We start from the raw sequence: 23150 nt of genomic DNA, 5'->3' as shown, positions 1-23150 counted from the left end.
CGAAAGCGCATGCAAAGCATCGGCGTCATTGGCGGCGGCACCATGGGCAACGGCATTGCTCATGTGTTTGCGCAATCCGGCTGCGCGGTTACGTTGGTGGATATCAAGCAGGAGTTCCTTGATCGCGCGCTGGCTGCCATTAAAAACAATCTTGCGCGGCAAATCAAGAAAGGGGAGATTACCAATGACGACATGGCCGGGATTCTTGCTCGCATCGCCGCTTCCACCGATTTGCAAAGCCTGAATACCTGCGAACTTGTCGTCGAAGCGGCAACGGAGGATGCCGGCCTGAAAAAGAAAATCTTTGCGGAGATCGATACGCTCTGCCCGCCTAAAACCATTTTGGCGAGCAACACGTCTTCCATTTCAATCACGGAGCTGGCGGCCGCGACGCAGCGACCGGAAAAAGTTATCGGCATGCACTTTTTCAATCCCGTGCCAGTGATGAAGTTGGTAGAAGTGATTCGCGGTTTGGCGACAAGCGACGAGACGTTTGCGAGCATCATGCAATTGGCTGAGAAGCTCGGCAAAATCGCGGTGGCGGTGAATGATTATCCCGGATTCGTTTCCAATCGCGTGCTCATGCCGATGATCAACGAAGCGATTTATTGCGTGATGGAGGGCGTCGCCGAGCCTAAAGCCATTGATCGCGTGATGCAGCTCGGCATGAATCATCCCATGGGCCCGCTGACGCTGGCGGATTTTATCGGCCTGGACGTCTGTCTGCACATCATGAACGTTTTGCACACGCAAATCGGCGACGATAAATATCGCCCGTGCCCGTTGCTGCGCAAAATGGTGGCTGCCGGGCATCTCGGGCGCAAGGCAGGCAAAGGTTTTTATGAGTATGCCAAATAGTATCACCGCCCCGCGATTTGCATTGAATGCCCCGACAATTCTTTGACGTGCACAAGTTGTTTAGCTGATCGCCCGGGCGGTAAATTTTGAAATGAAAGAGAGAGTGGAGACATGGATTTCAATTTGACCGACGAACAAAAGCATATTCGCGAGGAGATTCGCCGTTTTGCCGAAAACGAACTGGCCCCGGACGCCGCCGAGCGCGACGCCCAGGAAAAATTTCCACACCGCCAGGTGAAAGAATTGGGGCGTCTCGGCTATCTCGGCATCAACACTCCAGTCGAATACGGCGGGCAGGGCGCGGATATGGTGTCATATGCCATCGTGATTGAAGAACTCTCGCGCGTCGACGCCTCCACGGGGGCTATCGTTTCTGTCAATAACTCCCTGGTCTGTTATGGCCTGGAATTATTCGGATCGGATTATTTAAAGCAAACACATTTGATTCCACTGGCCCAAGGCGAATTGCTCGGCGCGTATTGTCTTTCGGAACCGGGTTCCGGGAGCGATGCCAGCAACATGCAAACCACAGTGCGGCGTGAAGGCGATTCGTATGTGATCAATGGGACAAAAAATTTCATCACCAACGGCGTGAATGCCGATCGTTTCATCGTGTTTGCCACCATTGATAAAGCCGCCGGGCATAGAGGGGTTTGCGCATTCCTTGTCGAGAAGAACAGTCCGGGCTTTTCTGTTGGCAAAAAAGAAAAGAAACTCGGCATTCGCAGCAGCGATACCGCAATGTTGAATTTTGACGATGTCAAAGTGCCGGCGGAAAATTTGCTGGGGCAGGAACGCAAAGGGTTTAATATCGCCATGAAGATTTTGGATTGCGGCCGGATCGGTATTGCCGCACAGGCGCTGGGCATTGCGCAGAGCGCGCTTGATGCTGCGCTAAAATACGCCAAAGAGCGCGTGCAATTTGACAAACCGATCGCCGAGTTTCAAGCGATTCAATTCATGCTTGCGGATATGGCGACGCACATCGACGCGGCGCGTTTGCTGGTGTATCGCGCGGCTGCGACAAAAGATGAAGGCCGGGATTATGCGACGGCGGCAGCGCAGGCCAAATTGTATGCCTCACAAGTTGCGGTGGATTGTGCCGTGAAAGCGGTGCAGATCTACGGCGGCGCCGGCTATTTGAAGGATTATCCCGTGGAACGCATCATGCGCGATGCCCGAATTACGGAAATTTACGAAGGCACTTCGGAAATTCAGAAGCTTGTCATTGCGCGCAGTTTATTGAAATAAAAGTTTGCTCTAAAGCGAGACTTCATTATATTAGACCGGTTTTCGAGCGTTCGAATTATAATTGTGCTTTAGGGATCGTTTGATCTGTAACTTTATTCTTTGTCATACATATGTCACCCTTGAGTGATCGGCGTCGGGCGCGAGAGTTGGCGTTGCAGGCTTGTTATGCGCACGAGTTGTCGGAAAACGAGCCGGACGCGATTGTCGCGGATGTGATTCTCAGCCAAGAAGAGCTTGCGCCGGTTTTAAAATTTGCGGAAGATCTGTTTCGCCAGACCGTCGCACATCGTGAAGAGTACGACCATCTCATCAAACAGAAAGCGGTGAATTGGGAGTTCAGCCGTATCGCGATTTTGGACAAACTCATCCTGCGCATGGCGATCTGCGAGTTTTTGTACTTCGAAGACATCCCTCCCAAAGTGTCCATCGACGAGGCGATCGAGATCGCCAAAAAATTCAGCACGGAAAAGAGCGGGCGTTTTGTTAACGGCATTCTCGATGCCGCTTTGATCGATTTGCGTAAAGCCGGCCAGATTCGCAAGAAGGGGCGCGGCTTGAGCGAGGGCGGCCGAAAAGAGAAGTAACCGCGCAGCTCGCAAAGAATGCAACACAAAATTTTATTTTTTAATAAGGCGGTGCACCATGACAATCGAAGTGACTCTTACATTGCCGGAGAATTTGGTCGAGCATGCAAAGCGCTTTGGGTCAATGACGCGCCGGGATGTTAATACGGTATTGGCTGATGCTTTGGAAATGATGTGGCCGGCATTGGGCCATTTGCCGGAAAACGGCGATTATCCGCCGATTTCAAGCTTGACCGATGCGGACGTTTTGCATTTGGCCGATATGAAAATGGAACCGGCGCAACACCGGCGCCTCACTGAATTGCAGGCCAGGGGAAAGCAGGAAGAGTTGGCGGCGGACGAACGCTATGAGTTGTTGGCGTTGATGCAAATTTATCAACTAAAACAACTGCGCAAATCAGAAGCTTTATCTGAGGCGGTGCAACGAGGTTTGCGAAAACCCGCGCCGGCATGACTAAGCTTTCTGAAAGCACCCGCCAAAACGTGCAGCAACGGGCCGGCAATCGTTGTGAATATTATCACAGCCCGCAGAGTTATGTGTTCGGGTAGTTGCAGATCGATCATATTTTGCCCGTCGCGAAAGGCGGGAGTGATGATGAAGGAAATCTCTGTCTCGCTTGTGAATTCTGCAATCAATATAAATGGACGCAAACGGAAGGTATAGATTATCAAACCGGCGAACAAGTCCCATTATTCAATCCACGCCAACAGCGTTGGGAAGATCATTTCTCTTGGAGTGTGGATGGCGTTGAGATCATTGGCATAACTGCCATTGGGCGCGCCACCGTGTTGGCATTGCGATTGAATAACGACCTGGCTTTGATTGTTAGAAAAAATTGGATCCGGGCCGGCTGGCAGCCGCAATGAAATTGCAGAGTTGCGAATCATCCGTGCAGCGATTGAGATCGCCAAAAAATTCAGCACGGAAAAAAGCGGGCGTTTTGTTAACGGCATTCTCGACGCCGCCCTGATCGATTTGCGCAAAGCCGGCCAGATTCGCAAGAAAGGCCGGGGCTTGAGCGACGGGCCAAAGCGGGACGTGCCGCGATGATGGGCTTTCGCAAAACGAAAATAGAAGTAGCAGCAGTCATAAAATTTGAAACCGAAGGGTTGGGTTAATCCCGGCCAACGATTAAACCTGCACCAAGAATGGTGGATTTGATTTAGGACAAACGAATCAGCGAGTCGAGTTTCATGAATCTGATAGCAAAACTGTTTGGCAATAAGCACGAACGCGACATCAAACGCATTCTACCGATCGTCGAAGAGATCAATCGCATTTATCCGACGTTGCGCGATTTCAGCGATGACGAACTGCGCGCCCGCTCGGAGGGATTGCGTCAAAAAATCAAAGAAGCGACAGGGGAGGTCGTCGCAGCGATCGCGCAATTGAATTTACTGTTGCGCCGCGAAGAGGTAACAGCTTCCGACAACGGCCGCGACATTGCTGGGGAAGAAGCGATCGAAACGTTCGACAACATGTCGATGGAGCAAATTCGCAACCGCCTGGCAGAAGCCGAGGAAGAAGAGCGCCGGGCCATCAAAGAAATGATGGACGAGATTTTGCCCGAAGCCTTCGCCTTGGTGAAGGAAGCATGCCGGAGGTTGTGCGGCAAACGCTGGAAAGTCGTTGGGCAGGAAATTGAATGGAACATGGTGCCGTTCGATGTCCAGCTCATCGGCGCGGTTGTGTTGCACCAGGGTAAAATCGCGGAGATGGCAACGGGCGAAGGCAAGACCTTGGTGGCAACGATGCCGCTCTATCTCAATGCGCTGGCCGGCAAAGGCGCCCACCTTGTCACGGTGAACGACTATCTCGCGCAACGTGACTGCGAATGGATGGGAGAAATTTTTAAATTTCTCGGCCTGCGCCCGGCTTTCATTACCAATCAGATGAATCCGCCGCAGCGCCAGGAAGCCTATCGCGCCGACATCACCTACGGCACCAACAACGAATTCGGCTTTGATTATTTGCGCGACAACATGGCGATCCGGCCGGAAGATCAAGTGCAGCGCGGCCATTACTTTGCCATCGTCGACGAAGTCGATTCGGTGTTGATCGACGAAGCGCGCACGCCGCTCATCATCTCCGGCCAGGTGGAGCACGCCGGCAACGATCAATACGCCGCCATGAAACCGCGCGTCGAACGAATCGTGCAAGCGCAAAATCAACTCGTCACGCAACTCGTCAATGAAGCGGAAAAGCTGCTCGCGAGCGGGGATAAGGATCAGGAATATGAGGCCGGCATCAAGTTGTTGCGCGCCGAGCGCGGCGCGCCCAAGAACAAACGCTTCATGAAAGCGTTGCAGGAAGCCGGCACGAAAAAACTCATCCGTCACGTGGAAAGCGATTTTCTGCGCGACAAGCGCATGCCGGAGATTGATGATGAGCTTTATTTTGCCATCGATGAAAAACATCACACCATCGATCTCACGGAAAAGGGCCGTGAATTTCTTTCTCCCAACGAGCCGGAAATGTTTACCCTGCCGGACCTGGGCGAGAAAATTCATGAGATCAATCAGGACGACGAATTGACCGTGCCGCAAAAGGAAGAGCTAAAGGCCAAGCTGCAACAGGAATATGCCGACAAAAGCGATCGCGTGCACAGCATTTCGCAGCTTTTACGCGCTTATTCGCTTTATGAGCGCGATGTCGAGTATGTGGTGAACGAGGGCAAGGTGTTGATCGTCGACGAATTCACCGGCCGTTTGATGCCGGGGCGGCGCTATTCCGACGGTTTGCATCAAGCAATTGAAGCCAAGGAAAATGTGCGCGTTGGTGAAGAGACCCAAACGCTGGCCACGATCACGCTGCAAAACTATTTTCGCATGTATCACAAGCTGGCGGGCATGACGGGCACGGCGGAAACGGAAGCGATGGAGTTCGGCGATATTTATAAGCTGGACGTTGTCGTGATTCCGACCAACGAAAAAATTCGGCGCATCGATCATGAAGATCAAATCTATAAAACACGGCGCGAGAAGTATAACGCGGTGATTGAAGAAATCACGGAGCTGCACGCGAAAAAGCGCCCGGTGCTGGTGGGAACCATCAGCGTGGAAGTTTCAGAAACTCTATCGCGCATGCTCAAGCGCAAGGGCGTGCCGCATCAAGTGCTGAATGCGAAGTACCATCAACAGGAAGCGGAAATCATTTCGCGCGCGGGCGAGCCGGGCGCCGTGACGATTGCCACCAACATGGCCGGTCGCGGCACGGATATCAAGCTGGGCCGGGGCGTTGTGGTTCACCCGAATTGTGCGTTAGTGCAGGCGAAGCCGAATCAAGAGGCCTGTCCGCATCTGCAAGAATACAAATGTTATGACAATGTGCCATGCGGTTTGCACATTATCGGCACGGAGCGGCACGAATCGCGGCGCATTGACCGGCAATTGCGCGGCCGCGCCGGCCGCCAGGGCGATCCCGGGTCCTCGCGTTTTTATCTCTCGCTGGAAGATGATTTGATGCGGCTCTTCGGCACGGATCGCATCGCCTCGGTGATGGACCGACTTGGCGTAGAAGATGGCGAAGTTATCACCCATCGCATGGTCACCCGCTCGATCGAGCGTGCCCAGAAGCGGGTCGAAGGCCACAATTTTTCGATTCGCAAGCATTTGCTCGAATACGACGATGTCATGAATCAGCAACGCGAAGTCGTCTATGATCGCCGCGGCAATGCGCTGCGCGGTGAAAACCTGCGCGATGAAATCCTTGCCATCATTTCGAATTATGTCAGCGAGAGGGTGAATCTCTATGCCTCCGGAGATCATCCAGACGAGTGGGATTGGGAGAGTTTACAAAATGCTTTTCAAAAGGCGTTCCTGATGGTGATTCCCAACGAATTGCGCAGCAAGCCGGGAGTGGAGCGCTCCGAGTTACAGGACGAATTGACGCGTCTGGCAACAGAGGTTTATGAACGCAAAGAAAAGCAGCTTACTCCGAAATTAATGCGCCAACTGGAACGTTACGCCATGTTGCGCGCAATTGATGAAAAGTGGCGCGAGCATCTCTACGAAATGGATCAAATGAAAGAAGGCATTGGCTTGCGCGCCTACGGCCAAAAAGACCCGCTGATCGAATACAAAGGCGAGGGCTTTCGTATGTTCAAAGAGATGCTCGGCCAGATCGATGAGCAAGTGCTCGAGCTTGTCATTAAAGCGCAGTTGGCGGAACCACCGCCCATGCGCCGGCGTACACCTCCACAGATGACGACGGTGCATCAACCGTCCGCCGGCATGGGGTTCACTGCACGAAGCGGCGGCGCCATGCCGGCGCAAGCGCAGCCTGCCGGCAAGCCGCAGCCGGTTGTGCTCGATCAAAAAATCGGGCGCAACGATCCCTGTCCGTGCGGCAGCGGCAAAAAGTACAAGAAATGTCATGGCGCCGAAGCCTGATTACGGTCATTCACGTTTTATCGTCGTTCTCTGAAAAGTGTTGAACTATGTTTGTGATGAATCGAGAATGACACATGCCAAGAAAATTTCTGAGCATGACAGTTTTGAAATTTTTTGAGGCATGGTTCTGCCGCGGCTAGAAGCCGCAATAATTTAATATTCGCTAAAAATCGGTAAAACCTCTTGCTTTTCGAAATTTTTTTCGTAGATTGCCGCCAACTTGAACGGAGAAGTCAGGGGGTTTTGGAGGAATATATTAATGAATGAGCGCGTCGTCGAGATTTTGGTCTATATCATGGCCGAAATCCGCGGCAAAAAATCCAATCCCGAGCGTCTCGAGTTGATCTCCCGCGATCTCCTCCAGCGCGGTTACTCGCAGACGGAAATCAGCTTCGCCTTTTCCTGGTTGTTCGAGCGCTACGAAAACGAATCCGAAGAATTGTTGTACAGCGCCGGCTCGACAAGGCCAGGCTCCTTTCGCATTCTCCACGACGCCGAACGCGCGATTATTTCCTCGGAAGCCTACGGTTACCTGCTGCAACTCAAACAATTGCGCCTGCTCAATGATCTTGAGATGGAGCATGTGATCGAGCGCGCCATGATGGCGGGCGTGTCCAGCATTTCGCTGGCGGACATCAAGACCCTCGTGGCTCATCACTGGTTCAACGCTGAGGGCTCGCATGAGAAAGCCTTTGTGTGGTTTGAAGACAAGCATGTTATTCATTGAGTCAAATTGCCGGATCGGCGCGCGCCGATCGTTCCTTTCCATCGGGCACGCCTCTTTGCCAACGCAAACTACCGTTGCGTTCTTGTTGAAACGCAGGCCCTCGCCATTCTCACGCACCCTATCAAGTAATCTTTTGTTTTAATCAAAGTCGTACGGGTCTTTTCTGGATGCGCATGCGTCCGGAGATCGTTGGATGTTTATTTCACCTAAATCGAACAAGATCGTTGCAAGGTTAGACATGGCAAAAGCACTAGTTATAGTAGAATCGGTTGCAAAAACGAAAACGATTGGAAAATTTTTAGGCAAGGATTTTACCGTCAAATCGTCGGTTGGCCATATCAAGGATTTACCCAAACAGCGGTTGGCGGTGGCGGTTGACGATGGTTTCGAGCCGGAATACATCACCATTCGCGGCAAGGGCAAGGTTTTGACCGAATTGCGCAAGGTCGCTTCCGATGTTGATAAAGTTTTTATCGCCACCGACCCGGACCGTGAAGGCGAAGCTATTGCGCGCCATCTCGCGGATGAGATCGCAACGCGCAACGAGAATATTTTTCGCGTGCGCTTCAACGAGATCACCGAAAAGGCCGTGAAAGAAGCGCTGCATGCGCCCATGCCGATCGATGATAATCTCGTGGACGCCCAAAAAGCGCGTCGCGTCGTGGATCGCCTGGTCGGCTATCAAGTCAGCCCGCTGTTGTGGCGTACGATTTTTCGCGGGTTGAGTGCGGGCCGCGTGCAGTCGGTTGCGCTGCGCCTCATTTGCGAGCGCGAAGCTTTGATTGACGCCTTCGTGCCCGAAGAATATTGGACGATTGCCGCCGAGTTGAAAGGCAAGAAAACCTCGCCGTTTCTCGCGAACCTCGTCAAAATCGATGATAAAAAACCGGAATTGCGCAGCGAGAGTGAGGCGCAAACGATTGCCGGCGAGTTGCGCAATCAAGAGTTCAAAGTAGCCGAGATTAAAAAGAAAAAAGTGAACCGGCAGCCGGCCCCGCCGTTCACCACCAGCACGATGCAGCAAGAGGCCTCAAAACGCCTGGGCTTCTCCGCGAAACGCATCATGATCATCGCGCAGCAACTGTACGAAGGCATCGAGCTGGGCGAAGAGGGCAGCGTCGGCTTGATTACGTACATGCGTACGGACTCGATTCGCGTCGCCGAGGAAGCCGTGCAAGCCGTGCGCGAGTTGATCGCGCGCGATTACGGCATGGAATATTTGCCCAAAACCCCGCCCAAATATAAAGCCAAAGCCGGCGCCCAGGATGCGCACGAGGCCATACGCCCGACCGTGATGAAACATTCACCCAAGGCGATCAAGAAATTTCTCACCGAGGAACAATTCAAACTTTATGAATTGATTTGGCAACGTTTCTTAGCCAGCCAGATGGAAGCCGCGGTTTATGATCAAACCTCGATCGACATCACAGCAGGCCGGTTTTTATTGCGTGTATCAGGCTCGGTGATTGTCTTTCGCGGTTTTTTGCAAGCTTATGACGATTTCCGCGATAAAGATGAAGACGAAGAGAACGGCGAAAACTCGAACGTGCCGACCGCGCTCACCGTCGGCGAGATTCTAGCGCTGCTCGATCTTCACCCGGAGCAGCATTTTACCAAGCCGCCGGCGCGATACAGCGAAAGCAGCTTGATCAAGGAACTCGATGCTTTGGGCATCGGCCGCCCGAGCACGTATGCCATGATTATCAGCACGCTGACCGCGCGAAAATACGTGGACAAGCAAGGCCGCCAGCTCGCGCCGACCGAGTTGGGCAAAACCGTCAACAAGATCCTCATCCGGCAATTCCCGAAAATTTTCAATGTCGAGTTCACTGCATTCATGGAAGATGAACTGGATAAAATTGAAACCGGGAAAAAAGATTTTAGCGAAGTCGTGCAGGAGTTTTATCAGCCGTTCAATCGCGCGGTAACAGAAGCAGAAGCGCGCAAAGACGACATCAAAGATGAACTGCAAGAGACGACGGATGAACTTTGCCCAAAATGCAACAATCCTTTGATCATTCGGTGGGGCCGCAATGGCCGCTTTATGGCGTGCAGCAGTTATCCCGAATGCAAATTCACGCGCCCGCTTGATGTGCAAGAGGTCGCGACCGGCGAGATTTGCGAAAACTGCGGCAAAGAGATGGTGGTCAAAGTCGGTCGTTACGGCCGTTTCATCGCGTGCAGCGGTTATCCTGACTGCAAAACGGCGAAACCGTACCCGATCGGGATGGCCTGCCCGAAAGATGGTGGTATTGGGCAAATTGTGGAACGCCGCTCGAAACGCGGCAAAACATTTTATGGGTGCAGCCGCTATCCGGACTGCGATTTTGTGACGTGGAATAAGCCGCTAAAAATGCCATGTCCGGAGTGCGGCAATTCCTACACGGAAGAACGCTATACGCAAGCCAAAGGCCTGCACATTCGCTGCCCCAAGTGCAAACATGAGCTTGAATCCGCGCCCAATGAAGACTACTTCGAACCTGCCGCCGGCTGATCATTTCCGGCAGCAGGTGGATAACTTTTTGCTCTTTCTCCGTTCCGAACGCCGCGCTGCGCCGCGCACGCTTGAAACACGTGAAGGTGATTTGGCTCATTTCGGAGAGTTCCTGGGTGAAGAGCCTGATATTGCCAAAATTTCACGCGCTGTGGTCAGGCGATATTTAAGTTCGCTTTCACAAGCCGGACTGGCGCCGGCAACGATCAATCGCAAGCTTGTAAGTGTGAGGATTTTTTTTGCTTTTTTGGTGCGCGAAGGCCTGATGTCGAACAATCCGGCGGCGAATCTTGTTTCATTAAAGGAGCCAAAGCGCTTGCCGAAATTTCTGCCGGCAGATGCCCTGCTCAAAGCGTTGCGCCTGCCGAATCTCACACAAGCAGAAGGCGTGCGCGATCGCGCAATTTTGGAGTTGTTTTATGGCGCGGGTTTGCGCCGGCAGGAATTGGTCGAGCTTAATATCGAAGCGCTTGATTTCTCAAATTTGCAGATACGTGTGTTGGGCAAACGCGGGAAAGAACGAATTGCGCCGATGGGCCGCGCTGTAAGACTGGCGTTGCTCGAATGGCTGCGGGTGCGGGAGTCCATAAAACAAGCAGCGGATGAAAAAGCGCTTTTTCTCAATCAGCACGGTGAGCGCATGTCCGCAATGCAAGTTTATCAAGCCGTGCGGCGCTATCTTACACAAGTTGCCGATAGCGACAAGGCGCACCCACACGTGTTGCGGCACAGCTTTGCGACGCATTTGCTCGACGAAGGCGCGGATTTGATGGCGGTGAAAGAATTGTTGGGGCACAGCAGTCTGAGCACGACGCAAGTGTACACCCACGTCACAGCAGAACGCTTAAAAAAAGTTTATCAATTGGCGCATCCGCGCGCGCAGGCGGGAAGAGCAGCGGGGGCGCCTGCAGCCGCGCAGCAGCAAACCACAACAAGCCGGAGCAGCGGCAAAACTCTTTCCAAAGAAAAGTCGTCTTAACCTGTGGCACAGCGAAACACACAAAATAATCAAGGAGGCTTATCGGAATTCTTGAAATGTGCTGTTTTTGCCTGCACTCACCCTTCAACAGGATGACAGGACAGATCAATCAATCCATGCTTGGAGGTCTGTATTCTCCTCGAACCCCTATTTTTAAGGAGGCAGCAATGAAACTCCACATCACGGCCCGCCATTTTACCGCGCCTGAACCTCTGAAAGCATTTGCCCGGCAAGAGGTCGCCCGATTGGAGAAGTATTACGATGGCATCATCGAAGGAGAAGTGATTCTTTCGTGGGAGAAACAAACGCAGGTGGCGGAAGTATTGCTGAAAGTGTATGGTCAACGATTGGCGGCCACGGAGAAGAGCGAGAATATCCGAAAATCGATTACCCTTGCGGTTGACAAGCTTGAACGGCAGGTGAAGAAATATAAAGAACGCCTGCACAAGCGCGGCAATGGCAAAGCAGAACGAGAATTTGACACGCGCAGAGTCGCGGCGATGTAAAACCGATTGTGACATGAAAGCTGCTCGATCTTCGAGCAGCTTTCATGTTTTGCACGAGTAGAGAACGACTTTCTTGAAGAAACCCGCGAAGAGCATATCTCTTTTCAATCACCTGATTTCGGCGCAGGAGTAGATCGATGGAAAATCTCACCGTCGGTACCCTTTACAACGAAACACACACACGGTTATTGCTCGAGATTGTCAACGGTACGTACAGTTTTCGGCGTGTCGTCAAAGACGCCGATTTGCACCGCCCCGGACTGGCGCTTTCCGGTTTCACCAAAGTTTTTACCTATGATCGCGTGCAAATTCTCGGCAATACGGAGTTGCGCTATTTGGACGAGATGACGCCGCACGAACGGATGAAGACTCTCAAGCCCGTGTTGAATTTCGATATCCCGTGTCTCATCGTTACCGATGATAACCGCCCGCCTCACGAGATGGTGGAATTGGCGAACAAGCGCGGCATTACGATTTTTCGCACCTCGCTCAAGACCACCAAGCTGACGCATTTGCTGGGCGAATATCTTGATGAAAAGTTCGCGCCCAAAATTACAGTGCATGGCTCGCTCGTTGACGTCTATGGCATCGGCGTGCTCTTCACGGGACGCAGCGGCATCGGCAAAAGCGAAATTGCGCTGGATCTTGTTGAACGCGGCCATCGTCTGGTCGCAGATGACGTCGTGCAAATCAGCCGCAAAGCCGCCGGCATTCTGATTGGGCAGGGCACGGAACTGCTGCAGCATCACATGGAAATCCGCGGCCTTGGCATTATCGACGTGCGCAGCATTTTCGGCATTCGCTCGATCCGAGCACAGAAGCGTATCGAGGTCGAAGTGCATCTGGAAGAGTGGGATAGCAAAGAAGATTATGAGCGCATCGGCATTGATGAACAAAAAACTACCATTTTGGAAGTTGAAATGCCGTATGTCAAATTGCCGATTTTTCCCGGAAAGAACATCACAGTTATTGCGGAAGTCATCGCGCTCAATCAATTGCTCAAAATCGCCGGTCATCATATGGCGCGCGAGTTCAACGAAAAGCTTGTGCGCAAAATTCAGGAGCGGTCGGAAGATCACATTGAATTGGAAAAATATCTGCAGCGCGATTTTGAGTAAAAATTATCTCACTTGCTTTTTAGGCTTTGTTTATTTAGATTCTCGGTCAATTTGAAAGGCCGCCAAGCTGAATTGCCCGGAGTCAAGAGGAAAAAGCGTAGAAGAGTTTGCGCATTGCACTTCAATCTCCCCCGTTTTGCTGGTCGCTTCTCTACAAGCGATAACTCTTCAAAAGGATAGTCGTTATCCCTGGCATCACCTCGCTCGATAAGAATATCTTTCAGCTTGCAGCACGAACGCCCCGGTTGCAGTTTTCGAACAATTGATTCGGCTACCGATTGTTTGTGTGGCAAGCCGGTGTGCTATGCCGTGCGGCTTAACCCTAAAATTAGGGCGCCGTACCTCGGTTTGAGAAAATATACTTGCACTTGGTGCAAGTCAAAATGTGAGGCACTTTTCACACATATTAACTTTTAGGAGGTAATTTTTATGAAGGCCAAGACTCTTTTGAGTTCTCTCGGCATCGTGATGTTGCTGTTTGTGATGGGCTGCAAAGAACCGCCCACGCAGCTATTGGCAGACGCAGATGCGGCGATGCAAGCGGCGCAAACCGCTGAGGCGAATCGCTACGCCGCGGATTTATTCAACGCCGCGAAAGACTCCTTGAGTGCCGCGCAAGCTGAGGTGGAACAACAGAATTCCAAGTTTGCGCTGATGCGCAACTATGATCGCGCTGCCGCCTTGTTGAACTCGGCTGTTGCCGCATTCAACTCAGCCAAAGATGCCGCTGCCACCAACAAGGAAACCGTGAAAGCGGAAGCGGAAGCCTTGATTGCCCAAGTTACGACCAAAATCGAAGACGCCAAAAAATTGATGGCCAAGGCGCCCAAGGGCAAAGAGGGCAAAGCTGCTCTGGAATTGATTCAGGGCGACATCAATGCCGTGGAATCCGGTTTGAGTGAAGCGCAAACGGCGCTGACCGGCGGTGATTTTCTGACGGCCCGCGACAAAGTGCAAGCCGCGGCGAGCAAAATCGACTCCGTGATCGGCGAATTGGAAAGCGCAATCGGTAAAAAAATGGGTGCACGTAGCTAACGGATTATCTCTGTCAATTCCCCATTTCTGCCTCGACCGGCGATTGTATTTGACCTCAAACAGGTAAAACATTTGATCGCCGGCCGAGGTTTTCTATTTGTAAAGCGTATCCTCCCGTATGACTTTCCGAATCATTCACCGCTCTCTTTCCGAGAAACTCAGGATGAGAAACCGTAACGCGTTACGGCGAATGAGCCTGTTGCTCAACGGCATCAAGCCGGTGTTGGGGCGCACCATCGAAACCCTGCGAGCCGGGAGCCGAAAGCGGTTGAGCGCTTTCAAGGTTCATCTGAAAGAAACCTACCCGGTGCTGAAACATTGGTTCGAAACGCTTCGGCGCAAAAGCCGTGAAGCGTGGCATTTTCTCAACACGTTCATACAGCCGATCCGGCTGCACTTGGGACGTAAACGGATTCTGGCCGGAATACTCGCCGCGATGTTCCTGATGGCGGTCGGCGTCGCAATTGTTCGTTTAAAGTCGCCCGTGCCCACGGAAATTTATGAACAAGCGCGCCTGGCCGTGAGTGAAGCGCGGCATCGCGAAGCCGCGAGCTATGCGCCAGAAGTGATGCAGCAAGCGGAGTATTACCTGGAGCAGGCGCGTGCCGCCTGGCAAAATGAAAATCGCAAATGGTTTTGGAATCGTGATTTTCAAGCGACGCATCAGTTTGCGGAAAGCGCGCAGATCTGCGCCCGCATCGCGGGCACGCTTGCCGTGGCGCGGCGCGACTCGCTGGAACTGCTCACCACCTTCGGCATTGCACGCTTGCAGCAAACCGTGGAAGACTTCCGTAACCAGGCCAAGCGCATTCCCGTCAACAAAGCGCTTTGGCAAAAATTTGTTGCCAGCGAGTTGATTGTTATTGAAAGCAAGTTTGCGCATTGGCGCCGGGATTTTCTCACGGCGAAAGCAAAATTGCAGACCGCCGAGCCGCTGGTGAACGGCGCATGGAGCACCACGAAAGCAACGCTGGAAGCTTATCTGCGCCAGGTGCCGGTATGGCAACGCTGGGTGAATGAAACCATTGCGTGGTCGGCTGCAACCGACAGCACCGCGATTATCGTCGATAAAATGGCGCATCGCTGCTTTGTTTATGCCGATGGCCAATTGCGCGCGGAATATCCCGTTGAGCTTGGCCCAGGGTGGCTCGGTCACAAACGTCAGCGCGGCGATAATGCAACCCCCGAGGGGCGCTATCGCGTGATTAAGAAAAAAGCCGACAAACAAACGATTTACTATAAAGCCTTGCAGATCGATTATCCCAATCACGAAGATCGCCAACGCTTTGGTGAGGCTCAGAAAAGAGGGGAATTGTCGCGTTTCGCCTCGATCGGTGGATTGATTGAAGTTCATGGAGAAGGCGGCAAAGGCGTGAATTGGACGGCCGGGTGCGTCGCATTGGAAAATCGCCATATGGATGAGATTTATGAGTGGTCGGCGGTGGGAACGCCGGTCACCATCGTGGGATCGCTGAAAGGGTTGCCCGCCAATGGTCACAGGTCTACGAGCGGAGATTGACGCGAATCGATGAAGTAGCGGGTATGAAATACCCTTGCATGTGAAAACTGCTGTATTATTTTCTAGCTCAGTTTGCAATATCTTTGTGCACTATCTGCGATCAGGACGATCATTCAAGCTGAATGTAATTGCCAACAGCCATGATAACGTCTAAGCACACTTCGCAGAACGCTGCTGAAGAAAAAAACAGCCGCCCAAGCCTTCACGCCGATTTGGCGCCAACCGATGAGGGCGTGTCTCCATTGGTTGCTGCGGCCTCGCCGCCTGCCGCGCCAGCTTCTACGTTGCGCGTGATTCTTTATGGCTTCCTCACCGGGCTTGTGCTCTCGATCATCATTCTTTTCACGGCGCCAACGTTGCGTGAATGGGTCTTCGCCATCCTGCCGGAGTCGCAATTTTCGCTGGAAACGCGCACGATGGATATTGCAAGACTCAAACGAGAAATTCAGCAAGCGGAAAGACGGCTCAGCAGTTTGCAGAGAAAAATGAATGCGCTGATTCCGCGCCAGCCGTATCTCATTGTCAACTCTTCCGGCAATCGCATTTATGTGATGTCCGGAAACAAATTGATTCACGAAGGCCTGTGCTCCACCGGCAGCTATGTCTTGCTGAAAGCGCAAGACGATCGCCAGTGGATTTTCTCGACCCCGCGTGGCATGTTTCGCATTCAAGGCAAGATTAAAAACCCGGTCTGGCGTATGCCGGATTGGGCCTTTATTGAGGAAGGCCGGCCCGTGCCTCCGCCCAACTCACCGGAGCGCTTTGAAGCGGGCGTGCTCGGCGATTACGCGCTATCTTTTGGCAACGGTTATTTGGTGCATGGCACACTTTATCAGCGCCTGCTCGGTATGCCGGTCACCCATGGCTGCGTGCGTTTAGGCGACGAAGATCTGCGCATTGTCTATCAAAATTTGGAACTGGGATCGAAAGTTTTTATCTACTGAATTTCGGAGAATAGCGCAGCCCTGTGAGCAGCTTTTTGAAAAAAATTGGTAACGTTCTTGCCAAGCCCTTTATGCCTTTTGTACGATTGCTGGCGGGTAATCGCAAACGGCAAATGCTCTTTTTCCTTTTTTTGCTTCCCCTGCCGCTCACACTGTTTGTTCTTGCCGTCGCACTGCCGGTTCGGCAGCACACCTTTGAAGAACCGCCGCCCGCCGCGATGATCGCTGATACGACTCACCATGTCAGACTCAAAGAACCGGAGGACGAGGCAGAAAAACAGGCGCTGGCACAACGGCGCTTAACGCTCGATATCGAAGAGGCATATTGGAAAGCCCGGCAGCAAATGAGCCGGGGCGATTCCATCGGGCTTGTGATTAATTTGACCGATAGTCTAGCCGCGTTGGAAGTCAAAGGTGTGCCGATGCGGCAGTGTAAGATCATTCGATACGAAATGAGCCGCGCATTGGATCACCTCCGCGCCAAAGGCCGCCTCCGCTTTTGGCTCGCCAGCCCTTTTGTTTTACAACGCGAGCTGGCCACGCTTCCGAAAGCGCCGATTCGTGTGATTGAAGCGCCGAAAGACACCATTGAAGCGGAGCAACGCAAGACTGAAATCTCGCTGGAGGATCGCGACGTACATTTCACCTGGGAATTCGACCGTAATCTCACCATTGTTGTGGAGCAGGAGCAAACGCCCTCGTGGGAGGGGCGGGTGCAAAAACTGTGGTATGACACACAACGCACGTGGAACACGGCGCGCGCTGCGGCGGATTCGTTGTCACAAAAAAAGCTGCCGCAACACCGGTTTTGGATTGCGCTGGAACTGCACCGCGACGACGCAAAGGCCATTTATCGCGCACTGCCTCAAAAGGCGAAGTTAGCGCTGCATTTGTGAAAGCAAATCCCTTTGGCGCCCGTCTCAAGTCATCGCCCCGCCGTTATCCCAAGGCAAAAAAGAGTCGCCCGGCTTCCGTCAATCAGTTTTTGGATCGGGTAGAAGTTTTGCAATACGATCAAATCAATATTGTCCCGCGTCCTTTTTTTGCTATCTTGTGACCATGCAGGAAACGGCACGAGCTTGGTTTTGAATAGCCGCAGGATCACGAAAACATTGAACCAGTAACGTGGATGCAACGTGACGCAAGCATCGAATTTCACCCCGCGCAATTTGGAACTCCGCCGCCCGGATTTTTTCTTCACGCGTTTGCAATACATGTCCGGGGATTGGGATGTTGATCAACGCATGCCCTCCAATCTGCTCAACTCGTTGATTGAGTACACCACCGTCGAGGTTGATCCCCACGAAAAAATCGTTTCGCTCGCCGATCCGGAAATGCTGTACGCGCCTTTTTGTTATCTCTCCGGTCACAAACTCGTGCAATTTGCGCAACGGGAGGCGGATCATTTTGAGAAATATGTGCGTCACGGCGGCTTTGTTTTCGTCGATGACTGCAATCATGACATTGACGGATTATTTGCGCAATCCTTTGAAACCCAAATGGCGGAGATTTTTGGCAAGGAGGCGCTGCAAAAAATACCGAATGATCATGAACTCTATCATGCGTTTTTTGATTTTAATAATGGCCCGCCAACCACCTCGTTCGAGTTGAACGGCTGGGGCGATGATCTTGTGCATGACTATCTCAAAGCCATCATCATCGACAACAGGATTGCTGTGTTGTACAGCAATAAAGATTACGGCTGTGAATGGGATTATGATTTTCGCAACAAGCGTTGGCTGGCGGAGGACAATACGAAATTCGGCGTGAATATTGTGATGTATGCGATGGCTGCTTGAGGTTCTTATGGCGAACGATGTATGCCGCTTGAAATTCTAGTCAAAAGCCTCATTGCCGGCCTGTTGGCGAGCCTGGCCTGCGGCTTGGGCGCGTTGCCCTTGTTGCTCAAGCATTTTGACTTGCAGAAGCACACCGGCCTCGGCTACGGCTTTGCCGGCGGTTTGATGCTTGCCGCTTCGGTTTATAATCTCATTCTGCCGGGCTTGCAAATGGCGCAGCCGGAGATGAGCCTCTCAAGGGTTGCGCCCGTGCTCGCCGGCATCCTGCTCGGGTCGGTATTTTTGTGGAGTTCGAATCGTTATTTGAGTGAAGAACGCCTGAGCCAGGCTTCGTGGAAACGCTGGGGCGGGCGCACGGAAATTCTCATCTTTCTCGCGATGAGTATACACAGCATTCCTGAAGGGGTTGCCGTGGGTGTGGGGTATGCTTCGGAAGAACTTTACTCGACTCATCTGGGTTCCTACATCGCGCTTGCCATTGGCATTCACAATATTCCAGAAGGCCTGGCCGTGGCATTGCCCATGCGCGCCACGGGCGCAAGCATTATGCGTTGTTTCTGGGCTGCGGTGCTCACGAGCCTGCCGCAACCGATGGCGGCGCTGCCGGCCGCCATGGCTTCCTGGTTTTTTCAGCCGCTGATGCCCGTGCTCATGGGGTTCGCTGCGGGCGCCATGATGTTTCTCATACTGCTTGAAATTATTCCTGACGCTCTGCACGATGAAAAGCCCGCAAAAATTGCCTGGGCGTTTACATATGGGTTTTGCTTGATGCTGCTTGTGCAAGTTTTGTTGTAACTCGCCCAGAGTTTACACCTCAAATCCCAACCGCAAATTTTTTCCTGCCTCCAGCCCTCCTCCGCGATGGCCAAAAATTTGCATCCGTGAAGCCGGGTTATTTGGGATCAGTCCCGGGCATGTTGGCCCGCCTGCTTATCGCTTAGGTTAATTTACAAGTTGTGTTTCTGCAGGCCTTGCTCGCGAAAATGATTTGACTGCCCCGCCTGACACTCAATTTCATTTTTGCATTTAGCTGCTCCAGGTCAATACGATTGATCACAGCCGCTTACAGCTCGACCCGGAAAAATCGTCTGCGTGTCCAACCTGAATCGAAGCGTGAAATGTATTTTCGTGCAATTGCTGTGAGCCTTCTTTGGCTTTGCCCATCTGTTTCCGTGCTCGCCCAACATAATCAGGCACAATTTCCATGGTTTGTAACGGCTCAGGTTTTGGCCGCTCGTTTTCATGCAGATCTGGGTTATGAAGCAGGAGAAGGCGTGGCCGTCGCTGTGGGGCGTTCGCTTGTCGGCACTCGGCTGGCCGTTGTTTTTGGCTTTTCCCATGCGCGCACAACAAAGTCTTTGGAGCTGATCGATGGCGAACATGAAACCGGTGCAGCCGCATATCAAGTTTTTGTGGCCACGCGTGCGGCGCTGCAACCGACAAAGGTTTTGCCTGTGGAGGTTTTTGTTGATCTCCAAACTGGCTGGCTGCATTTAAGCCCACGCGCCTTTCGTTTTACGGCAGGCGCTTTGGGTGAAATCACCCTGCAGTCGCCGCATGAAAACAAATTCGCACCGGCTTGGGGGGCGGGTTTGCGCTGGCGTTTGAGCTCACGCTTCTCTGCGTTGGCGGAGGTGAAACAACATTTCGTCAGAGGCGCGATTGCTGAATTGGAGCGCAATTCGACGCGCCCGGCCTGGCGGCCTTTTTATCAATGGGGTGCGGGGTTTTCCGCGGCATTTTGAATACATGACTATTGATCGCAACACGACGGTGCTTGAGTATCCATGAATCGGTTTTGCCGCACACAAGAATTGTTAAAGCGTGGCGTATATTGCGCTGTGCTCATAATGTTGGGATGCAATTTTACAGCGCAGGCGCAAATCGCTGTGTTGAAAGATAAAGAAACGCCATTATATGAAATGCCGAGCACGACGAGTCGCAAACTCGCCATACTTGCAGCGGGCGATACGGTGCGTGTTCTGCAGAATCGCGGTTTGTGGATTCAACTTGCGAGTCGTGATGAGCGCAAAGGCTGGATTTATTTGGGGAAGAATCCGGAGCTGAATCGCAAACCGAAGCGCCCGGCCACGTTGTGGACGCCGGAGCCGTTGCCGCCCGGCGGCATCTCGTTCCACCTTGGCGCTTTCAGCAGTGCGTTTACTTATGTGGGAAAAATTTCGTATCGCAATCTGCCGCGGATGGATATTGAAACCACATTGCAATACGCCACCAGCAAGGTCGCTTCATTTTATCTTTTGTATGGGAATGTGCGATATCTCAGGCCGCTCAAGCTGCGCTACGATGGATGGTTGACGGCGGGCGCCGGCGTGATCAACACCGTGCCCCTGAGCGCGGCGAACAATGACGCGCGTTCGAATATGGTTATCAACTATGGTCTGGGAGTGCAACGCCATTTGCGCGGCAACAATTGGCTGCGCGCAGATTTGCGCCAATTTAACGCCTTCGCCAATCAGGGTTTGGTTAATTTTGTGGAATTCACGGTGGGCATCACCATCGGCGTTGATTGGTCAAAGATCTAAGCCTGTTGAAGCCAACCTCAAGCCTGGCCGATGCGGATAATTTGTTGAATCGTAAGGACAACGGATGAACGGAAGAAGAAATCTTAAACTCTGTGTGGTACTGGCAATGATGTTCTTGGGCATGAATGCGAGTTTCAGTCAGACGCCTTCAGCGGCCGTACATGAAATCGCGCCTTATATCGGCTTCTATGCCCCCGATCGTTTTGAAACATCGTTTAATGTAGGATTGCGCTATTTTTACAGTATTGATCGCCGTTTTGGCGTGGGGGCCGTTTTGGGATTCGCCCGCGCCCAACAGGAATTCCTCAAGCGGCAATTGGACGGCGCCGCCTTGGTGGCCGGTTCAGATCGTGTAGTATTTCATGGCGCGCGCGCCGTTCAATATTTTCCCAGCGGCAAAGTCGAACCGTACCTTGCCTTTCATCTCGGATTGACGCGATTCTATGGCGAGAACAGCCTCACCTATGGATTTGGCGCGGGCACGAAAGTCGCCATCAATCAAAAAATTTCTTTCCGGTATGAATTTTTTAACTACATCTTCAGCAATGGACGCGACGCCGCGGCGTGGACCAACAAGAACATCGAAGTCGCGTTCATGCTCGGTTACCGCTTGTGATGAAGTAAATGAGTTCAGCCACGGCCTCGCCGTGGCTGAATGGGGCATCATAAAACTCACCCCCGCCGAATTAATATCCTGCCTGATTTTGCTTTCAAGTCGACTTCGAGCTGCTCACTATTCGAGGCGAACCGATGATTATCTTCGAGGAGATCACCATAAACGCTGTTTTGAAGCGCCGGCACAATGACGCGCTGATCTGCGCCGCTGTTGTTGACGACCACAACCATATTTTCATTTTCATGTGATCGTGAAAAAGCCAGCAGATCGCGCGCATCATCCGCGAGCAGTGTATGATAATTGCCGACCTGCAGCGCCGGATGGGTGTTGCGCACACGAATGAGCTTGCGATAATGCTCAAAAAGATCCTGATCGAATGCAACCGTTTCGGGATGTGCGCGCTGTTCGCCGTTTGGCAAGTAGCCGGCCTCGGCGTAGTCCAGATCCTCCCACACCATCGGCTTGCGGCAACTGGGATCATTCGCGCCCCACATGCCGGCTTCCGTGCCATAATAAATCATCGGCGCGCCGAGGTACGTCATTTGAAACAGCGCGAGCAGCTTTTGCACTTGGCGTTCTGCCGCATTCGGCTTGCGCCCGTCATAGTCGGCGCCGTTGCCGCATGACCATTTGTAATAGTCCATCCAGTCACGCATCGATCTCTTGTCGCGGTTGATAATGCGTGAGACAAAACGATCGGTATCATGGCTGTCGAGCAGATTTTGCATGACAAAAGCCACGTCGCGCGGAAACGCCTCGCGCAACTCGCGCAAGCGCCGGTCGAATTCGCCTGCCGGTATGCGCGTGCGTTCATTCATAAAATATTCTGAACAGGCAAATGTGAAGTTGTAATTCATCACGGCGTCGAATTCATCGCCTTGCAGGTAGGGCTGCAATTCAGCAATCGGATCGATCAATTCACCCGTGAGATAAGCCTCCGGATTGATGCTCTTCACGTGCTCGCGCCAGCGTTTCCAAAACTGATGATGCACACACGCGGCAACATCGAGCCGCCAGCCGTCAATGCCGTCGCCGGGATCGCCGTCGTTGTTGGGATCCATCCAGCGCTTGGTGATAGCGAAAATATAGTCGCGCGGCCCGGTAACGATGCCGTTTTCATCCTGCCGCCATTCCGGCAACTCTTTCAATGACCACCAGCCTTGATACTGGAAACTCTCGCCGGTTTTGGCGTTCTGCCATGAGAGTATTTTGAACCAATCGCGATAACGGGAAGCCTGCTGGCGCTGCGCCACATCGCGAAATGCCCAATGATTCAAGCCAATGTGATTAAACACGCCGTCGAAAATGATGCGCATGCCGCGGCGATGCACTTCGTTGATCAGATGCAGCATCAAGCGGTCCGCGGACGTCCATTTCCAGGTCGTCGGGTCATGGCCGGTTTCGCTTGCAATGATCTTGCGGTCCCATTCCGGAGCCGGGCCAAAATTCGGATCAATGTGATGATACGTGGCGGCGTCGTATTTGTGCATGGAAGGCGATTCAAAGACCGGCGTTAAATAGATCGCATTGATGCCGAGCTTCTGCAAGTAATCGAGTTTATCCAGTATGCCCTGCAAATCGCCGCCGTAACGCCGGCGCTGTAAATTGAACCAAATATCTTTTCCATTTTTGCGTTCATACGGTTGCAGCTCATACCAATCCGCGGCCCAGGGATGAATTTGCCACGGCGAAGAGGTGTCATGCGGATATGCGCCTTCAATATCGTTTATGGTTGGATCATTCTTGGGATCGCCATTGCGAAACCGTTCGGGAAAAATTTTATAC

21 protein-coding genes and 1 pseudogene are annotated in these 23150 nt (G+C 52.6%); 21 read left to right on the top strand and 1 reads right to left on the bottom strand.

Features of this window, described 5'->3' with window-relative positions; all coding sequences use genetic code 11:
• The first annotated feature begins 9 nt into the window (after positions 1–9).
• The 21 genes and pseudogenes from FBQ85_02105 to FBQ85_02005 all read left to right on the top strand — a co-directional run bounded on the left by FBQ85_02105 (position 10) and on the right by FBQ85_02005 (position 21365).
• Positions 10–858: a 3-hydroxybutyryl-CoA dehydrogenase gene (locus FBQ85_02105; protein ID MDL1873957.1), complete on the top strand. Its 849-nt coding sequence runs from the start codon at positions 10–12 to the stop codon at positions 856–858.
• A 111-nt stretch (positions 859–969) separates the two neighbouring features.
• On the top strand, positions 970–2109 hold the full coding sequence (locus tag FBQ85_02100) for an acyl-CoA dehydrogenase (protein ID MDL1873956.1): 1140 nt from the start codon (positions 970–972) through the stop codon (positions 2107–2109).
• A 119-nt stretch (positions 2110–2228) separates the two neighbouring features.
• Positions 2229–2693 carry a transcription antitermination factor NusB gene (gene nusB, locus FBQ85_02095; GenBank protein MDL1873955.1) on the top strand — a complete coding sequence of 155 codons (465 nt, stop codon included), beginning with the start codon at positions 2229–2231 and terminating at the stop codon, positions 2691–2693.
• 58 nt (positions 2694–2751) lie between these two features.
• Positions 2752–3147 carry a hypothetical protein gene (locus tag FBQ85_02090; GenBank protein MDL1873954.1) on the top strand — a complete coding sequence of 132 codons (396 nt, stop codon included), beginning with the start codon at positions 2752–2754 and terminating at the stop codon, positions 3145–3147.
• Positions 3144–3560, top strand: a pseudogene (locus tag FBQ85_02085) (HNH endonuclease). The gene FBQ85_02090 and the pseudogene FBQ85_02085 overlap by 4 nt, the downstream one beginning before the upstream one ends.
• Entirely contained in the window at positions 3517–3744 is a 228-nt protein-coding gene (locus tag FBQ85_02080) for a hypothetical protein (GenBank protein MDL1873953.1), read from the top strand. The pseudogene FBQ85_02085 and the gene FBQ85_02080 overlap by 44 nt, the downstream one beginning before the upstream one ends.
• 143 nt (positions 3745–3887) lie before the next feature.
• Positions 3888–7085 carry a preprotein translocase subunit SecA gene (gene secA / locus FBQ85_02075; protein ID MDL1873952.1) on the top strand — a complete coding sequence of 1066 codons (3198 nt, stop codon included), beginning with the start codon at positions 3888–3890 and terminating at the stop codon, positions 7083–7085.
• A gap of 259 nt (positions 7086–7344) precedes the next feature.
• Positions 7345–7812: a DUF494 domain-containing protein gene (locus FBQ85_02070; protein ID MDL1873951.1), complete on the top strand. Its 468-nt coding sequence runs from the start codon at positions 7345–7347 to the stop codon at positions 7810–7812.
• A 238-nt stretch (positions 7813–8050) separates the two neighbouring features.
• Positions 8051–10306, top strand: a complete 2256-nt coding sequence (topA, locus tag FBQ85_02065; GenBank protein MDL1873950.1) for a type I DNA topoisomerase — start codon at positions 8051–8053, stop codon at positions 10304–10306.
• On the top strand, positions 10254–11285 hold the full coding sequence (locus tag FBQ85_02060; protein MDL1873949.1) for a tyrosine recombinase XerC: 1032 nt from the start codon (positions 10254–10256) through the stop codon (positions 11283–11285). The genes topA and FBQ85_02060 overlap by 53 nt, the downstream gene beginning before the upstream one ends.
• Before the next feature lie 56 nt (positions 11286–11341).
• On the top strand, positions 11342–11791 hold the full coding sequence (gene raiA, locus FBQ85_02055) for a ribosome-associated translation inhibitor RaiA (GenBank protein MDL1873948.1): 450 nt from the start codon (positions 11342–11344) through the stop codon (positions 11789–11791).
• Between the two features lie 137 nt (positions 11792–11928).
• Positions 11929–12909, top strand: coding sequence for an HPr kinase/phosphorylase (locus FBQ85_02050; protein ID MDL1873947.1), 981 nt, complete (start codon positions 11929–11931; stop codon positions 12907–12909).
• A 429-nt stretch (positions 12910–13338) separates the two neighbouring features.
• Entirely contained in the window at positions 13339–13944 is a 606-nt protein-coding gene (locus FBQ85_02045; GenBank protein MDL1873946.1) for a DUF4398 domain-containing protein, read from the top strand.
• Positions 13945–14062: 118 nt separating this feature from the next.
• A complete protein-coding gene (locus FBQ85_02040) occupies positions 14063–15463 on the top strand; it encodes a hypothetical protein (protein MDL1873945.1) in 1401 nt (466 codons plus the stop codon).
• 140 nt (positions 15464–15603) lie between these two features.
• A complete protein-coding gene (locus FBQ85_02035) occupies positions 15604–16407 on the top strand; it encodes a L,D-transpeptidase (GenBank protein ID MDL1873944.1) in 804 nt (267 codons plus the stop codon).
• 71 nt (positions 16408–16478) lie between these two features.
• Positions 16479–17303: a hypothetical protein gene (locus tag FBQ85_02030; GenBank protein MDL1873943.1), complete on the top strand. Its 825-nt coding sequence runs from the start codon at positions 16479–16481 to the stop codon at positions 17301–17303.
• A gap of 318 nt (positions 17304–17621) precedes the next feature.
• On the top strand, positions 17622–18206 hold the full coding sequence (locus FBQ85_02025; protein MDL1873942.1) for a DUF4159 domain-containing protein: 585 nt from the start codon (positions 17622–17624) through the stop codon (positions 18204–18206).
• Between the two features lie 21 nt (positions 18207–18227).
• Positions 18228–19001 (top strand): ZIP family metal transporter, encoded by a 774-nt coding sequence (locus FBQ85_02020; protein ID MDL1873941.1) that lies wholly within the window; start codon positions 18228–18230, stop codon positions 18999–19001.
• Between the two features lie 431 nt (positions 19002–19432).
• Positions 19433–19951, top strand: coding sequence for a hypothetical protein (locus FBQ85_02015; protein ID MDL1873940.1), 519 nt, complete (start codon positions 19433–19435; stop codon positions 19949–19951).
• 42 nt (positions 19952–19993) lie between these two features.
• A complete protein-coding gene (locus FBQ85_02010) occupies positions 19994–20749 on the top strand; it encodes a hypothetical protein (GenBank protein ID MDL1873939.1) in 756 nt (251 codons plus the stop codon).
• A 64-nt stretch (positions 20750–20813) separates the two neighbouring features.
• On the top strand, positions 20814–21365 hold the full coding sequence (locus FBQ85_02005; protein ID MDL1873938.1) for a hypothetical protein: 552 nt from the start codon (positions 20814–20816) through the stop codon (positions 21363–21365).
• Between the two features lie 56 nt (positions 21366–21421).
• On the opposite strand, the gene FBQ85_02000 is transcribed toward FBQ85_02005, so the two are convergent.
• On the bottom strand, positions 21422–23150 hold a 1729-nt coding region (locus tag FBQ85_02000), incomplete at its 5' end, for a glycoside hydrolase family 13 protein (protein MDL1873937.1).

Source organism: Cytophagia bacterium CHB2 (assembly GCA_030263535.1).
In the GTDB taxonomy this organism is placed as follows: domain Bacteria; phylum Zhuqueibacterota; class Zhuqueibacteria; order Zhuqueibacterales; family Zhuqueibacteraceae; genus Coneutiohabitans.
This window is presented reverse-complemented; position numbering and strand designations above follow the sequence as displayed.

What these genes read in the sequence shown, in the direction of transcription:
- FBQ85_02105 (MDL1873957.1), top strand. Translation starts at nt 10, where the DNA reads ATGCAAAGCATCGGCGTCATTGGCGGCGGCACCATGGGCAACGGCATT.
- FBQ85_02070 (MDL1873951.1), top strand. Translation starts at nt 7,345, where the DNA reads ATGAATGAGCGCGTCGTCGAGATTTTGGTCTATATCATGGCCGAAATC.
- FBQ85_02090 (MDL1873954.1), top strand. Translation starts at nt 2,752, where the DNA reads ATGACAATCGAAGTGACTCTTACATTGCCGGAGAATTTGGTCGAGCAT.
- FBQ85_02030 (MDL1873943.1), top strand. Translation starts at nt 16,479, where the DNA reads ATGCCTTTTGTACGATTGCTGGCGGGTAATCGCAAACGGCAAATGCTC.
- FBQ85_02010 (MDL1873939.1), top strand. Translation starts at nt 19,994, where the DNA reads ATGAATCGGTTTTGCCGCACACAAGAATTGTTAAAGCGTGGCGTATAT.
- FBQ85_02035 (MDL1873944.1), top strand. Translation starts at nt 15,604, where the DNA reads ATGATAACGTCTAAGCACACTTCGCAGAACGCTGCTGAAGAAAAAAAC.
- secA (MDL1873952.1), top strand. Translation starts at nt 3,888, where the DNA reads ATGAATCTGATAGCAAAACTGTTTGGCAATAAGCACGAACGCGACATC.
- FBQ85_02005 (MDL1873938.1), top strand. Translation starts at nt 20,814, where the DNA reads ATGAACGGAAGAAGAAATCTTAAACTCTGTGTGGTACTGGCAATGATG.
- FBQ85_02100 (MDL1873956.1), top strand. Translation starts at nt 970, where the DNA reads ATGGATTTCAATTTGACCGACGAACAAAAGCATATTCGCGAGGAGATT.
- topA (MDL1873950.1), top strand. Translation starts at nt 8,051, where the DNA reads ATGGCAAAAGCACTAGTTATAGTAGAATCGGTTGCAAAAACGAAAACG.
- FBQ85_02050 (MDL1873947.1), top strand. Translation starts at nt 11,929, where the DNA reads ATGGAAAATCTCACCGTCGGTACCCTTTACAACGAAACACACACACGG.
- FBQ85_02040 (MDL1873945.1), top strand. Translation starts at nt 14,063, where the DNA reads ATGACTTTCCGAATCATTCACCGCTCTCTTTCCGAGAAACTCAGGATG.
- FBQ85_02025 (MDL1873942.1), top strand. Translation starts at nt 17,622, where the DNA reads ATGTCCGGGGATTGGGATGTTGATCAACGCATGCCCTCCAATCTGCTC.
- FBQ85_02045 (MDL1873946.1), top strand. Translation starts at nt 13,339, where the DNA reads ATGAAGGCCAAGACTCTTTTGAGTTCTCTCGGCATCGTGATGTTGCTG.
- FBQ85_02020 (MDL1873941.1), top strand. Translation starts at nt 18,228, where the DNA reads ATGCCGCTTGAAATTCTAGTCAAAAGCCTCATTGCCGGCCTGTTGGCG.
- raiA (MDL1873948.1), top strand. Translation starts at nt 11,342, where the DNA reads ATGTGCTGTTTTTGCCTGCACTCACCCTTCAACAGGATGACAGGACAG.
- FBQ85_02060 (MDL1873949.1), top strand. Translation starts at nt 10,254, where the DNA reads ATGAGCTTGAATCCGCGCCCAATGAAGACTACTTCGAACCTGCCGCCG.